The 12,449-nt window shown below is 68.4% G+C and carries 16 protein-coding genes and 1 pseudogene; 10 read left to right on the top strand and 7 right to left on the bottom strand.

Going from position 1 to position 12,449, the window contains the following annotated elements; translation table 11 throughout:
* Both QOZ89_RS44185 and QOZ89_RS44180 read right to left on the bottom strand, forming a co-directional pair.
* On the bottom strand, positions 1-821 hold an 821-nt coding region (locus QOZ89_RS44185), incomplete at its 3' end, for an IS630 family transposase (protein ID WP_312630176.1).
* A gap of 283 nt (positions 822-1,104) precedes the next feature.
* Positions 1,105-1,440 carry a type II toxin-antitoxin system PemK/MazF family toxin gene (locus QOZ89_RS44180; protein WP_241841857.1) on the bottom strand — a complete coding sequence of 112 codons (336 nt, stop codon included), beginning with the start codon at positions 1,438-1,440 and terminating at the stop codon, positions 1,105-1,107.
* A gap of 203 nt (positions 1,441-1,643) precedes the next feature.
* Between QOZ89_RS44180 and tnpC the strand changes: the two genes are divergently transcribed.
* The gene (gene tnpC / locus QOZ89_RS44175; RefSeq protein ID WP_241841858.1) at positions 1,644-3,383 is read left to right on the top strand and encodes an IS66 family transposase; all 1,740 of its coding nucleotides are present in this window, start codon (positions 1,644-1,646) and stop codon (positions 3,381-3,383) included.
* 219 nt (positions 3,384-3,602) lie between these two features.
* On the opposite strand, the gene QOZ89_RS48045 is transcribed toward tnpC, so the two are convergent.
* Positions 3,603-3,878: an S-4TM family putative pore-forming effector gene (locus QOZ89_RS48045; protein WP_157910530.1), complete on the bottom strand. Its 276-nt coding sequence runs from the start codon at positions 3,876-3,878 to the stop codon at positions 3,603-3,605.
* On the opposite strand from QOZ89_RS48045, the gene QOZ89_RS44170 reads away from it, so the two are divergent.
* From QOZ89_RS44170 to QOZ89_RS44155, 4 genes are all read left to right on the top strand, one after another.
* A complete protein-coding gene (locus QOZ89_RS44170; RefSeq protein ID WP_071049830.1) occupies positions 3,857-4,210 on the top strand; it encodes a fructosamine kinase family protein in 354 nt (117 codons plus the stop codon). The genes QOZ89_RS48045 and QOZ89_RS44170 overlap by 22 nt on opposite strands.
* Positions 4,211-4,609: 399 nt before the next feature.
* The gene (locus tag QOZ89_RS44165) at positions 4,610-5,086 is read left to right on the top strand and encodes a hypothetical protein (protein ID WP_312630175.1); all 477 of its coding nucleotides are present in this window, start codon (positions 4,610-4,612) and stop codon (positions 5,084-5,086) included.
* An 88-nt stretch (positions 5,087-5,174) separates the two neighbouring features.
* Complete coding sequence (locus QOZ89_RS44160) at positions 5,175-6,773, top strand: GMC family oxidoreductase (RefSeq protein WP_071049831.1); 1,599 nt, start codon at positions 5,175-5,177, stop codon at positions 6,771-6,773.
* A gap of 462 nt (positions 6,774-7,235) precedes the next feature.
* Positions 7,236-7,634: a hypothetical protein gene (locus QOZ89_RS44155; protein WP_241841886.1), complete on the top strand. Its 399-nt coding sequence runs from the start codon at positions 7,236-7,238 to the stop codon at positions 7,632-7,634.
* 152 nt (positions 7,635-7,786) lie between these two features.
* Here the strand turns inward: QOZ89_RS44155 and QOZ89_RS44150 are convergent, their stop codons facing one another.
* On the bottom strand, positions 7,787-8,158 hold the full coding sequence (locus QOZ89_RS44150; protein WP_083418971.1) for a GmrSD restriction endonuclease domain-containing protein: 372 nt from the start codon (positions 8,156-8,158) through the stop codon (positions 7,787-7,789).
* 17 nt (positions 8,159-8,175) lie between these two features.
* On the opposite strand from QOZ89_RS44150, the pseudogene QOZ89_RS44145 reads away from it, so the two are divergent.
* Positions 8,176-8,499 (top strand): annotated as a pseudogene (locus QOZ89_RS44145) (transposase); the annotation flags it as partial.
* 109 nt (positions 8,500-8,608) lie between these two features.
* Here QOZ89_RS44145 and QOZ89_RS48535 read toward each other — a convergent pair.
* Complete coding sequence (locus tag QOZ89_RS48535) at positions 8,609-8,992, bottom strand: integrase core domain-containing protein (RefSeq protein WP_312630173.1); 384 nt, start codon at positions 8,990-8,992, stop codon at positions 8,609-8,611.
* 520 nt (positions 8,993-9,512) lie between these two features.
* On the opposite strand from QOZ89_RS48535, the gene QOZ89_RS48530 reads away from it, so the two are divergent.
* Positions 9,513-9,659, top strand: a complete 147-nt coding sequence (locus QOZ89_RS48530; protein ID WP_312630171.1) for a hypothetical protein — start codon at positions 9,513-9,515, stop codon at positions 9,657-9,659.
* A 232-nt stretch (positions 9,660-9,891) separates the two neighbouring features.
* Here QOZ89_RS48530 and QOZ89_RS48525 read toward each other — a convergent pair whose 3' ends face one another.
* Positions 9,892-10,371: a hypothetical protein gene (locus QOZ89_RS48525; RefSeq protein ID WP_241841670.1), complete on the bottom strand. Its 480-nt coding sequence runs from the start codon at positions 10,369-10,371 to the stop codon at positions 9,892-9,894.
* 218 nt (positions 10,372-10,589) lie between these two features.
* Between QOZ89_RS48525 and QOZ89_RS44125 the strand changes: the two genes are divergently transcribed.
* The 3 genes from QOZ89_RS44125 (at position 10,590) to QOZ89_RS44115 (ending at position 11,653) form a co-directional block, all read left to right on the top strand.
* Positions 10,590-10,850, top strand: a complete 261-nt coding sequence (locus tag QOZ89_RS44125; RefSeq protein ID WP_157910480.1) for a hypothetical protein — start codon at positions 10,590-10,592, stop codon at positions 10,848-10,850.
* Positions 10,851-10,997: 147 nt separating this feature from the next.
* Positions 10,998-11,246, top strand: coding sequence for an antitoxin (locus QOZ89_RS44120; RefSeq protein WP_071048459.1), 249 nt, complete (start codon positions 10,998-11,000; stop codon positions 11,244-11,246).
* A complete protein-coding gene (locus tag QOZ89_RS44115) occupies positions 11,243-11,653 on the top strand; it encodes a type II toxin-antitoxin system VapC family toxin (protein WP_071048460.1) in 411 nt (136 codons plus the stop codon). The genes QOZ89_RS44120 and QOZ89_RS44115 overlap by 4 nt, the downstream gene beginning before the upstream one ends.
* A gap of 210 nt (positions 11,654-11,863) precedes the next feature.
* On the opposite strand, the gene QOZ89_RS44110 is transcribed toward QOZ89_RS44115, so the two are convergent.
* Positions 11,864-12,439: an integrase core domain-containing protein gene (locus QOZ89_RS44110; protein WP_241841671.1), complete on the bottom strand. Its 576-nt coding sequence runs from the start codon at positions 12,437-12,439 to the stop codon at positions 11,864-11,866.
* Positions 12,440-12,449 lie beyond the last annotated feature (10 nt).

Below are 12,449 nucleotides of genomic sequence, written 5' to 3'. Positions count from 1 at the left end.
TGGATGTGGGGGTTCTTCGCCAGCCACTTCTCGACGTCGGGCGTGGTGTGCGTGGAGAGGTTGTCCACGACGATGTGGATCTCCTTGCCCGCGTGCGGTGCGACCGCCTTCCTCAGGAAGGCCAGGAAGTTCTCGCCGTCCTTACTGGGCCGGCACTCGCCGAAGACCTCGCCGGTGTCGGTGTTCAGCGCGGCGAACAGGTTCGTGGTGCCGTGCCGGACATAGTCATGGGTGCGCTTCTCGCTCGCGTCGAACGTGATCGGCAGCAGCGGCTGGGTCCGGTCCAGCGCCTGGACCTGGGTCTTCTCGTCCACGCACAGCACCACTACCGCCTCGGGGGGAGCGAGGTACAGGCCGACGATGTCGGCGACCTTCTCCGCGAACGCCGGGTCCCTGCTGAGTTTGAAGGTGCCCTGCCGGTGCGGCTTCAGCCCGTTGTCCCGCCACAGTTTGGCCACGTAGTGCCACGAGATCGATGTCCCCGTGGTGCGGGTGACGTACCTGGCCATCTCCCGGCTCGACCAGTGCGTCAGACCCGTCTCCGCCGGCGGCGTGGTGCGGGTCAGCGCGAGGACGCGGCCGCGGATCCGCGCCGGCACCTGCTCTCGCGGCGCCCCGCGCTGCCGGTCGACCAGTCCGTCGACGCCGTCGCTCTCATAACGAGACAGCCACAGATAGACCGTCGGCAGCGAGACCCCAGCACGCTCGGCGACGTCCTTCTTCTGGAGGCCGTCGGCGAACCACAGCACGATTCGTGCCCGCGTCGCCACATTCGCAGGAACGTTGCTGTCATTCACCATGGACAGCAGTTCCGACCGCATATCCGCCGTTAGCTCCACACCACCATTCTAGCCGAACGACCATATAAATGAAACAGAATCACGAGACACTAGGCCCCTGAGCTCAACCTGACCGAACGAGTCTGGGCCCAGGTCAAACACCGGCTGGGCAACCACACCGTCTGAACCGTCGACCAGCTCGCAACCGCGGCTAGGACCTAAGTATTCGGAAGTCCTGTGGCAGGGTCGCTGGTGCCTATTACTCCAGTCGGTGATTGTGATCTGTGTTGCGCGGAAGGTGACTGCGCTTGCCGTCGGCGTGGGGCTACTCGAGTTGGGCGAGCCGAAGTGCGTCCGCGAGCTCGTGGAGCTTTGCCGGTGACAGTCTTCCGGCTTGCTCGATCAAGTCGTCGCGCGTCAAGGTGACCAGCCAGGTGCAGGGGATAAACCCGGTGCGGGGCAGGGCAACACGTACGACGCCTTCGTTCGCAAGTCCCTCCCCGTTGCCCAGCCTGACCTCGATGCCGACATCAGTGATGTCGGTGCCTGCGGGAGCGACGACCTGTATCGCCCGCAGTTCTTCGGCCCCGTCTCGTGACAGGAGCACCACCGGGCGCTTCTCATCGAGCAGTGCCCACCACACTTCGCCACGGTCCATCATCGGTCCTCCCCAGCGGTCGGGCACCCCTGCGGCAGCGTACTTCGGTCGTCGATCGTGACCTGACGCGGAGTCATCCATTTTGTGCCGCAAAGGATATGCGGACGGTGCCTGCTCTGGCTGGGGGCCGGGTATGGGCGCGTGGGTTGCGACACGCTGGCTTGTGGTGCGTGATTTGCGGCTGCTGAGGGTGTTTGCTGTGCTGCGTGACGGTGACGGCCGGCGTTGTCCCGGATTCGGAGGGTGCTGAGGCATCGCTGCGGGACGTGCTGGCTGCTGCGCTGGATGCGAACCGGGAGATGGCTCGGCTGGCGGCTGAGCTGCGCGAGGAGAACGGCCGGCTGCGCGAGGAGAACGCGCGGCTGCGGGCGGAGGGCGCGGAGCAGGCGGCTGAGCTGGAGCGCCTGCGGGCTGACCTGGCCGTTCTGCAGCGGATGGTATTCGGGCGGTCGTCAGAGCGGGCGCGGCCCGAGCCGTCTGCGGACGGCGGCGGGGACGCGGGACAGGACCGTGATCTGCGCGGGAGCGGCACGGGCGGGAAGAAGCGGGGTCCGGGGGCGCGGGCGGGGCGGCGGGATTACTCGCACCTGCCCCGGGTTGAGGTGGTCTGGGATTTCGAGGGCGGCGGGTACTGCTGCCCTGAGTGCGGGACGCCGTTCACGGGGCTGGGCAGCGATCATGTGGCGGAGCAGCTGGACTGGCTGGTGATCGTGCGGGTGCGGGCGGACTGCCGGCGCCGGTACCGGCGGGCCTGCTCCTGCCGGGTCCCGGCGACGGCGACGGCGCCCGGCCCGCCGAAGGCGATCGGCAAGGGCCTTTTCACTAACGCGTTCATCGCGATGCTCTTCACCGAGCGGTTCGTGGCCGGCCGGAGCATGAACTCGCTGGTGACGGGGCTGGCCCGCCAAGGCGCGGACGTCGCGCCGGGCACGCTGGCCGGGGCCTGCGCGCAGGCCGGGGCGCTGCTCGCCCCGCTGGAGGACGCGATCACGGCGCGGTCGCGCCGGTCGTGGCACCTGCACGCCGACGAGACGACCTGGCGGGTCTTCGCGCCGAGCGATGGGGACGGCCCGGCCAGGTGGTGGCTGTGGGTCTTCCTCGGCGCTGATACCGCCTGCTTCGTCATGGACGCCACCAGGTCAGGGGCCGTCCTGGCCCGGCATGCGGGCATCGACGAGAAGACCGGGCAGCTCACCCCGGATGACGATGACGGGGGGCCGCGGCGGCTGGTGATCTCCAGCGACTTCTACGCCGTTTACCAGTCCGCCGGGAAGAAAGCCGGCGGCCTGGTCAATCTTTACTGCTGGGCGCACATCCGAAGGTATTTCGTGCGGGCCGGCGACGCGAACCCCGCCCAGCTGGGGTACTGGACGGCAGCGTGGCTGGAGCTGATCAGGGACCTGTACGCGACGCACGCGCAGCTCATGACCGCGTGGGCGCAGGCCGCCGCGCCCGCGCCGCGGGAAGCCGCCGCGGCCGCGGCCCGGCTGGAGGAGGCCGGCGCCGCCTGGGACGAGGCGATCACCGTCATCGACGAGGCCCGGAAGAAGCAGATGACCGCCCCCGGCCTGCAAGAGCCGGCAAAGAAAGCGCTCGCCACCCTGGACCGCGAATGGGACGGCCTCACCGCCCACCGCGACTACCCGATGATCGGGCTGGATAACAACCCAGCCGAGCGCGCCCTGCGCCGGCCCGTCGTGACCAGGAAGAACGCCTACGGCTCCCGCAACGAGGACGCCGCACGGCTCGCCGCCCGCATCTGGACCGTCACCGCCACCGCGCAGATGGCCGGCCTGAACGTCCTGACCTACCTCACCGCATACCTCGACGAATGCGGCCGCAACCACGGGAAGCCCCTCGCCGGCCCGGACCTGGAACGGTTCCTGCCCTCGCATGCCGGCCCCGGAGACCTCCGCGCCTGGGCACAGCCGCCCCCGCCCGGATAACCGCACCCGGAACAGCCACCATAACGGCGTCACCGCGAACACGGTCACGCCGCCCGCTGGCATACCCAATCACGGGACTTCCGAATACTTACGCTAGGACGCCGCTCAAACGCGTTCAGCACCGGCTCGATCTGATCAACGGATTCATCGGCCAGGCTGACCTCACCATTGATTTGGAGCCGCCATAGCCAAACCCCGACCTTTCAAGATCTGGACGGTTTACGGAGACGTTTGCGGAGGGGTGGCCAGGCGGCGACGGTGGCCTTCCGCTGTGTCAGCGAAGTCCTGTTCGTCGTTGGAGCGATGGCGGCGGTAGTACCACTCGGGTACCCTGGTGACGTCGAGTCGTGTTCGGAATATTCCGTCTTGTATATTCCTCGCTGAATCGCGTAGCCTGCCGAACTCTTCCTCGCTGACGGGGCCTGGTCGCGCGGACCGGAGTTCGGTGGAGACGATGGTGCGGCACGGAACGGGTGACGGCGCGGCTTCCCGCACTGTGCGGGCCGGACCCGGCGCCGGCGCTGCAGCACGGCGACGCCCAGCAGAACAACTTCGTCAGCACGGCGGACGGCGCGGCGGTGATCGACGTGGCCCCGTACTACGGGCACCCGGAGGCCGACCTGGCACTCGTCGACTACTTCTCCCCGGTCGGCCAGGAACTGTTCCGCGCGTACGCGGAGATCGTCCCGATCGACCCGGGCTTCCCTGACCGGCGCGAACTGTGGCGGCTGCACGCGTACCTCGCCGTGATCGCGGTCTCCGGCGCGAAGGTCTTCGGCCGCTCGTTCCTCCCTCGCCTCGCCGCCGCCGTACGGCAGTACGCATGATCATATGGCCGTGAAGGACCGGTAGCCCCGGGACGTCTGCAACCCGGTGCCGGAGGCGAACGGACTCGACAAGCTCATCGAGATCCCAGCAACCGGACCACGGCCGGACATCCTCATCGCGCGACGCGCGCCGCCAGCCCTGCGCTGAAGTCGTGTCGAGTTGGGGTACACCCAACACCACACGATCGACTGACACGGAGGCGTCAGGGTTGAGCGGCAGCCGGTCCCGCGGGCTGAGCCGCTCCCGATCCTCAAGGTCCAAAGCCGTCTGCTTGCGGATATGGCGTGGCGGGATGGTTCGTCTTGCCGTCGTGAATGGGCTGCCGTCCAATGGTGTGGCGGTGTGGGGCGAATCTCCTCGCCCTTCGCGGCCATGCCGGGGGACGAAGGGGGTGAAGGGTGGTGTTTCGTCCGGCGCGCTTTCGTGCGCGGAGCGCTCCCGCCCGTCGCCGCGCTGCGGCCCGGGCGGCGCTTCGGACGCCGTCCCAGCGGTGGCGCAGCGGGTTCAGCGGCGAGGCCGCTCGGTTCGCCGAGGCGTTCGCGGCGGACGTCGTCGTGGAGGCGACTGTCCTCGCCCGCCCGTTGGAGGGCCGGGCGGGTGCCGTCCGGGTGCTGGAAGCCGCGAGCTCCATCTACGATTCGGTGACATTCCGTCGTGAGGTCACGAGCGGCGAGCGCGTCTACCTCGAGTGGGACGCGGTCGCGTTCGACGGCATGGCCCTGGCCGGTGTGACCGTCCTGACGACGAACGGGCGAGGCGAGATCATCCACGTCGCCGTGCATCATCGTCCGCTCGGCGCCGCGCAGAGGTTCTCCGCCGAGCTCGGCACGCGCCTCGCCGGCACGGTTGACGCCGACTGCTGCCGCCCTCTCTGACCGGTCGAGGGCTGCCCGCCCGGGGAGTCCGGACCGGCAGGGGACCAGGTGAGGAGTCCGTCACGGCGAGCACAACCTGGAGGACGCGATGGCCTCGTACGACTATGTCGTGGTCGGCGCGGGAAGTGCTGGCTGCGTGCTGGCGAACCGGCTGACGGAGGACGGTTCGACCCGAGTCCTGCTGCTGGAGGCAGGGGGAGCCGACGACCTGCCGCAGATTCGGGTTCCGGCCGCGTTCGGTGCTCTTATGGGCACGTCGGTCGATTGGGGCTACTCGACCGTTCCGCAGACGCACCTCGGTCGATCCGTCCGCGTTCCGCGTGGTCGCATGCTCGGTGGCAGCTCGTCCATGAACGCGATGATCTATATTCGGGGAGACCGGTCCGACTTCGACGGGTGGCGGGACACCCACGGCGCGCGGGGGTGGGGCTATGACGATGTCCTGCCGTATTTTGTCCGGTCGGAGGAGAACGCGCGGCTGGCGGGCCGGGCCCACGGAACCTGCGGCCCCCAGCACGTCGAGGACCTGGCCTACGTGCACGATCTCTCGCGCCTGTGGGTGGAGACAGCCGTCGCGCAGGGACTGCCCCGCAACGACGATTTCAACGGGCCGACAATGTTGGGAGCTGGCCTGCATCAGGTCACCTGCCGTAACGGCCGGCGGTGGTCGGCCGCCGATGGCTACCTGCGTCCGGCCATGGGCCGGCCGAACCTGACAGTGGCCACAGACAGCCGAGCGACCCGGATAGTGACCGAGCAGGGCCGGGCCGTCGGCGTCGCGTACCGGTGCGGCAACGCCGAGCACACTGTCCGGGCGGAGATCGAGGTGTTGCTGAGCGCCGGAGCGGTCGGCTCACCGCACCTGCTCCTGCTCTCCGGCATCGGTCCGGCGGACCACCTCCGCGACCACGGGGTTCGACCTGTCGTGGACATCCCGGGCGTCGGAGCGAATCTCCACGACCATCCGACCGTGCCGCTGGCCTGGCGGACTCGGAAGACCACCGACCTCGCGTATATGGCCGGCACCGAGGACGCGATGCTTCAGTGGCAGCGCGAGCGACGCGGCCCGTTGGCCTCCAACATCGCCGAGGCCGCGGCGTTCTTCTCCCTGGATGACGCCGATCCGGCCCCCTGCTTCCAGGTGTACGCCGGCGCGACGGCATTCTTCGACGATGGGCAGGGCCGAGCGGACGCGCCGTGTTTCGGCGCCGTCATCAGCCTGCTGACGCCTCGAAGCCGCGGCACGGTCTCGCTACGGTCGGCCGATCCGGACGACCAGCCGGTTCTCGACCTCGGTATCTACGACGAGGGCGACGACTTCGACCAGGTACTCGCCGGGCTGCGCCGGCTGCACGACCTCGTCACCCACGAGCCGCTGTCCCCCTTCCTGGCATCGCCGTACCTGCCTGAGGAGGACGCTCCCGACGATGCGTCGTACGCCGCCCTGATCCGGCGGTGGACGCAGACCATGTACCACCTGGCCGGCAGCTGTGCGATGGGTACCGGCGAGCGCTCGGTTGTCGACCCGGACCTGCGTGTGCGGGGCGTCGACGGCCTGCGGGTCATCGACGCGTCCGTGATGCCGACAGTCACCCGAGGAAACACCCACGCACCCACCCTCATGATCGCTGAACGCGGAGCGGACCTGATCCGGCATCCGCCGTCCCTGAACCACGCCACGGCCTGACGAGATACGAGGCGGCGGAACGATGTTGAAATCCCCGCCCGCCACCGTTCCGCGCCGCCACCAGCCTTGGCAGCGTCGCCACCGTCGCCTAGCCACTGCGGCGGTCTACCGCTTCGGCCCGGACCCGCTGATCACCCGGGGCAACCTAGCCGGCGGGAACAGGCCAATGCTTCCGGTAACGAACATTCGTGACACACGAAGATTCGATGTGTGTTGCCACAGGTCGGTCGTGTAACGCGAGCCGTGTACGCGCCTATGTCCGAGTTGTCCAGCGCTGCCGAGGACCCGGCTGCTCGAATATGCGCTGGCCCGTTGGGCCGCGGGCCGGGACACTCAGCTGCTGTGGACCTGGGGATCTCTGGTTTCAAGCCATCCTTCTTGGTCGGGATCGAGGCGGTTCGGCAGGCGCATGGGTCACGTCTGGCGATGCTCGCGGGCCGGCCGCTGACGGGGTTCGCAGTGGTGCGCTTCGTCGAGGACGGAGACTGGTTCGCCGACTGCCCGGTGGTGCTGGACTTCGACGGCGTCCAGGTGGAGGTGTGCCACTACAAGTTCGACGAACTCTCGGTGGGCTGGGACACGATCGACACCGCGGTGACCATCACCGGGTGGGAGTCGTCCGAGTTCACGCCGCAGTGGTCTGGCAGCGATGAACGCCTCGAACCGTTCGTCGGCCAGGAACTACGCGAGGTCGCGCTGCTTGAGTGGCGGCCAGCCGAGTACGACCTGGCGGCTGGAACGGTGGCGGTGGAGTTCACCTTCGCCAGGGGCCGTCTGGAGATCTTCAATGGTCTCGACGAGAACCGCCTCGAGGTCGGTGCGGCCCACCCGGATTACCTCCGACACGGGCTGGACCGCTGAGCGCTACTGCCACGTTCGTCGATGCCCGCTCGAGCCCGGACTGGCAGCCGAAGGCTACCCGCCGCGCGTTCGACCTCCGCACCTGATCAAATGGTCGACGCCGAGGCCCGGGGGCGGCGATGGTCCGGATCCGCCCCCGGCCGGCAATCAGGTCAGCAGGTGTTCAGCATGCTGGTGAGGGCGGACTTCTCCGCGCTGTCGACGGTTAGGTGGTAGTAGTACTTGACCTGGATCCAGGCGCGTGCGTAGGTGCAGCGGAACGAGGTCAGCGAGGGCTGCCATTCGGCGGGGTCCTTGTCGCCCTTGGACTGGTTGACGTTGTCGGTGACAGCCCACAGTTCCGGCCCGCCGAGGTCGTTGGCGTAGGTCTGGCGCTGGGCGGTGGCCCAGGCCCAGGCCCCCGAGGCCCAGGCTTCGGCGAGGGGCACCATGTGGTCGATGTCGACGTCGGCCGAGTTGGTCCAGGTGGCGCCGTCGTACGGGCTGTACCAGGACCCGGAGGTGGGCGCGCAGCTGCTGTTCACGACGACGCCGGACCCGGCTCGGCGAACTCACCGCCGCCTGCCTCGAGATGACCACCCTCGCGAGCCTGGTCCGCGGCTTCGCGGCCCTGCTCGACCCAGCCGACGGCAACGACGACCTCCTCACCACATGGATCACCAACGCGCGGGGCGCCGACCTACCCCACCTGCACGCATTCAGCCGCGGCCTCGAACTCGACCGCCAGGCCGTCGACAACGCGCTGACGCTGCCCCACCACAACGGCGGGACCGAAGGCGTGAACACCAAGACCAAGAGGATCATGCGCCAGATGCACGGCCGCGCAGGCTTCCCCCTACTCCGCCACCGGATCCTGCTCGGCTAACACTGCGTCACCACCGAAAGTGCGACAGAGCCGCTAACTTGACAGTCCCCAACACGGACGTCTCGTCGATGAGGAGCCTTGTGCCTGCCGAAAAACACGTCCGCGCTGGTCAGGCGGCGTGTTCGTATTCGTGCAGGATGCCGGCGAGGCGGTCGCGTCGGTGGATGGTGAGGTGGGTGAGCCGGTCCGGGTCGGTGATCGGTTCGGGTAGCGGTTGCACCGGTCTGGCGTCGGCGATGCCCTGGTGTGGCCGCTGTCCGTTGTAGTGCGCCTCGTATTCGCGGAGCGCATGCAGGAGATGGCGCTGGTTGTAGACCAAGGTGCGGTCGAGGAGCTCCCGGCGGCAGGTTCCTACCCACCGTTCCATGATCGCGTTCATGCGTGGGGCTCGGACACTGCTGCGTACGACGGTGATCCCGGCGTCGGCGAGGATCGCGTCGAACAGGGCCGGGTATTTGCTGTCTCGGTCGCGGATGAGGTAGCGGGCGGTCATCCCGGCGTCGTGGACGCCACTTGGCGAGGTTGCGGGCGGCCTGGGTGACCCACGCCGCGGTGGGGTGCGCGGTGGCGCCGAGGACCCGGATGCGGCGGGAGGCGTGTTCGATCACGGCGAGGATGTAGAGACGCCTCCCGGTCAGGGTCACGGTCTCGAGGAAGTCGGCGGCGAGCAGGCCGTGGGCCTGGGAGCGTAGGAAGTCGGCCCAGGTGGTCGCAGTGCGGTCGGGTGCGGGGTCGATGCCTGCGGCGTGCAGGATCTCCCAGACCGTGGACGGGGCGACCTTGATGCCGAGGACCAGCAGTTCTCCGTGTATCCGCCGGTAGCCCCAGCCGCTGTTCTCCCTGGCCAGGCGCAGCACCAGGGCGCGGATCGAGCTCACGGTGCGGGGCCGGCCGCGCCGCTTGGGACGGGAGACGGCGGAGTGATGCCGGGCGATCAGGTTGCGGTGCCAGCGCAGGACGGTCTCCGGGCGAACCAGTAGCCGCAGGCTGCCAAGCGTTGGCCGCGGGAGCCTGTGCAGGAGCGCCGCCAGCAGGGCGCGGTCGGCGGGCTGGAACTGGATCCGTTGGCCGTCGAGTTGACGTTGGAGCACGCCGAGCTGGTGTCGCAGTGTGAGGATCTCGACGTCCTTGTCGCGGTCGCTGCGGGGAAGCAGGCGTAGCAGCGCGAACGCGTTCGTGACACCGAGGTAGGTGAGTCGGACCAGCACGAAGAGGCATCCTCGCGCGGTCATGGCCCGGACGGGCACGGGCCGGCCGCGAGGAAGGCTCACGACCGGCCGGCACGGCCGCGACGGCCCTGAGCAGGGCGGATGGCATTTTCGGCAGGTACAGCGTGTTATAGAACGCCTCGTAGGCCCGGAGGGCGGTCAGGAGATGCCGCTGGTTCCAGATCTAGGTTCGGTCGAGGAGTTCTCGGCGGCAGGTTCGCACCCACCTTTCCATGATCGCGTTCATGCGGGGGACCTGGACGCCGCTGCGCACGACCGTGATCCCGGCGTCGGCGAGGATGGCGTCGAACAGGGCTGGGTATTTGCTGTCTCGGTCGCGGATGAGGTAGCGGGCGTTCGAGGCGGCGTCGTGGAGGTCCATGGCGAGGTTGCGGGTCACCTGGGTCACCCACGCCGTGGTGGGATGCGCGGTCGCTCCCAGGATCCGGATTCGGCGACTGGCGTGTTCGATCACCGCGAGGATGTAGAGGCGTGTCCCGGTGAGGGTGACGGTCTCGAAGAAGTCGGCGGCAAGGATCGCGTGCGCTTGGGTGTGGAGGAAGTCAGCCCAACTGGTCGCGGTCCGGTTAGGCGCTGGGTCGATACCCGCGTCGTGCAGGATCTCCCAGACTGTCGACGGGGCAACCTTGACACCGAGCACCAACAGTTCACACCATGTATTCGGCGGTAACCCCAGCTGCTGTTCTCCCGAGCCAGGCGCAGCACCAGAATACGGATCGAGGCCACGGTACGGGGCCGGCCGCGCCGCTTGGGACGGGAGGCGGCGGCATGGCGGTGTGCGATCAGGTCGCGGTGCCAGCGTAGGACGGTCTCCGGGCGCACCAATAGCCGCAGGCCCTGCAGGGTTGGCCGCGGCAGCGCGTGCAGGAGCACGGCGAGCAGGGCGCGATCGGTGGGCTGGAACTGGATCCGTTGGCCGTTGAGCTGGCGTTGCAGCACGGTGATCTGATGTCGCAACGTGAGGATCTCGACGTCCTTGTCACGGTCACCGCGGGGCAACAGGCGCAGCAGCGCGAAGGCGTTGGTGACACCGAGGTAGGTCAGCCGAAGCAGCACGAATCGGCATCCTCGCGTAGTCGCCGGTCCTGGCGGGCGAGGGCCCGGTGCTGGGCGATCCCATGATCGGCAACTTCGGCTGCGACCCTGTGAACAGGGCGGATGGCATTCTCGGCATGCACAGGGCTACCCGACCGATCGTGGTGTGGTCGCGCCAGTACCACCAATGATGTATATTCTTGGTAGCTACCATGCGGCGGAGCGGAGGGCGTCATGGCGGAGACCGGGATCGCGCGGCTATTCACGCATGGCAGGAGCCAGGCGGTGCGGCTGCCGAAGGAGTTCCGGCTGCCCGGTGATCGGGTGCGCGTCCGGCACGTCGGGGACGGTGTGCTGCTGGAGCCGATCGCCTCGGATGTCGACGCCTGGTTCGCTGAGCTGGACCGGTTCGCCGAGGTGCCGCTGTTCGAAGACGGCAGGGACCAGCCGCCGACCCCTGCGGCCGAGGACATCTTCGAGTGACCTATCTGCTCGATACCAACGCTGTCGTCGCGTTGCTGCGCAACAAGCCGTCCGCCGTGCGGGACCGGTATCGGGCAGCGCAGGCGTCGGGTGGCTCGCTTGCACTGTCCTCGGTCGTAGTCTTCGAACTGTGGTATGGCGTGGCGAAGAGCAGCCGGGTCCAAGAGAACACCGACCGTCTGAGGGTGCTGCTGTCCGGCGACTTGGACTTGTTGGACTTCGACGACGAGGACGCCCGGACTGCCGGCCAGGTCCGCGCCTCACTCGAGAAGGACGGCAGATCGATCGGCGCCTACGACCTGCTGATCGCCGGCCAGGCCCTGCGGCGCGGACTCACCGTCGTCACTGCCAACACCTCCGAGTTCAGCCGGGTCGCCGGCCTGAACTGGCAGGACTGGACAGCCTGACCACCACACCGTTCCGACGGCAACGCGCATGTCCGCCGGGAGCATGCGAGTGACGCGGGGGCACGCACCGCAATCGGAACCGCCGCAGATCGACGCGGCGTCGCTCGCCGTTCATTCCTCCCCGACCGACGACGTGTGCTCATTGTGTGTTCGGACGTGTAACGTGCCAAAACTCGATTCGGCGGGGTGACCTGGGGTTTCGCTGCTCGGTCAGGCCGCCGGGTAGTGCTCGTTGATCACGCCTCCGAGGACCGTGTGACGGCGGATCGGGCGGTCGAGAGGTACGACGGTGGCTGGGTCGTGGTTCGGTGGGCGCTGGTCTCGCCCTTGGTGGGGTCGATGGTCGTTGAAGTGGCGGGCGAACTCGCCGAGCACGGCGGTGGCGTGGCGTTCGCCGTAGAGGAGGATCCGGTCGGTGCACTCCTGGCGGACGGAGCGGATGAACCGCTCCGCGTAGCAGTTCGCCCTCGGCGTCTGCGGTGGAGTCCGCACGACCCGGATGCCTTCGGCGGCGAACACGTCATCGAACGACCTCGTGTATTTCGCGTCTCGGTCGCGGATCAGGAACCGGAACCCATCGAGGTGTCCGTCCAGGTCCATGACGAGTTGGCGTGCATGTTGGGTGACCCAGGCTCCGGTCGGGTGGGCGGTGACGCCGAGGATGTGGACGCGTCGCGTCTGGATCTCCATCACGAACAGCACGTAGAGCCGGCGCAGGGTGATGGTGTCGTCGGGTAGGCCAGGCGCATTGCTGCGCCTGGCCCCCCTCAGAACCCGGCGTGCCACTCGTCGCGGC

It is taken from the genome of Pseudofrankia coriaricola, assembly GCF_032027725.1.
Lineage (GTDB): Bacteria > Actinomycetota > Actinomycetes > Frankiales > Frankiaceae > Pseudofrankia.
This window is presented reverse-complemented; position numbering and strand designations above follow the sequence as displayed.

Bases quoted from the DNA above. Each gene is read 5' to 3' on its own strand.
- QOZ89_RS44120 (WP_071048459.1), top strand. From the start codon at position 10,998: ATGGCGGAGACCGGGATCGCGCGGCTATTCACGCATGGCAGGAGCCAG.
- QOZ89_RS48535 (WP_312630173.1), bottom strand. From the start codon at position 8,992: ATGACCGCCCGCTACCTCATCCGCGACCGAGACAGCAAATACCCGGCC.
- QOZ89_RS44180 (WP_241841857.1), bottom strand. From the start codon at position 1,440: ATGATGGACCGTGGCGAAGTGTGGTGGGCACTGCTCGATGAGAAGCGC.
- QOZ89_RS44160 (WP_071049831.1), top strand. From the start codon at position 5,175: ATGGCCTCGTACGACTATGTCGTGGTCGGCGCGGGAAGTGCTGGCTGC.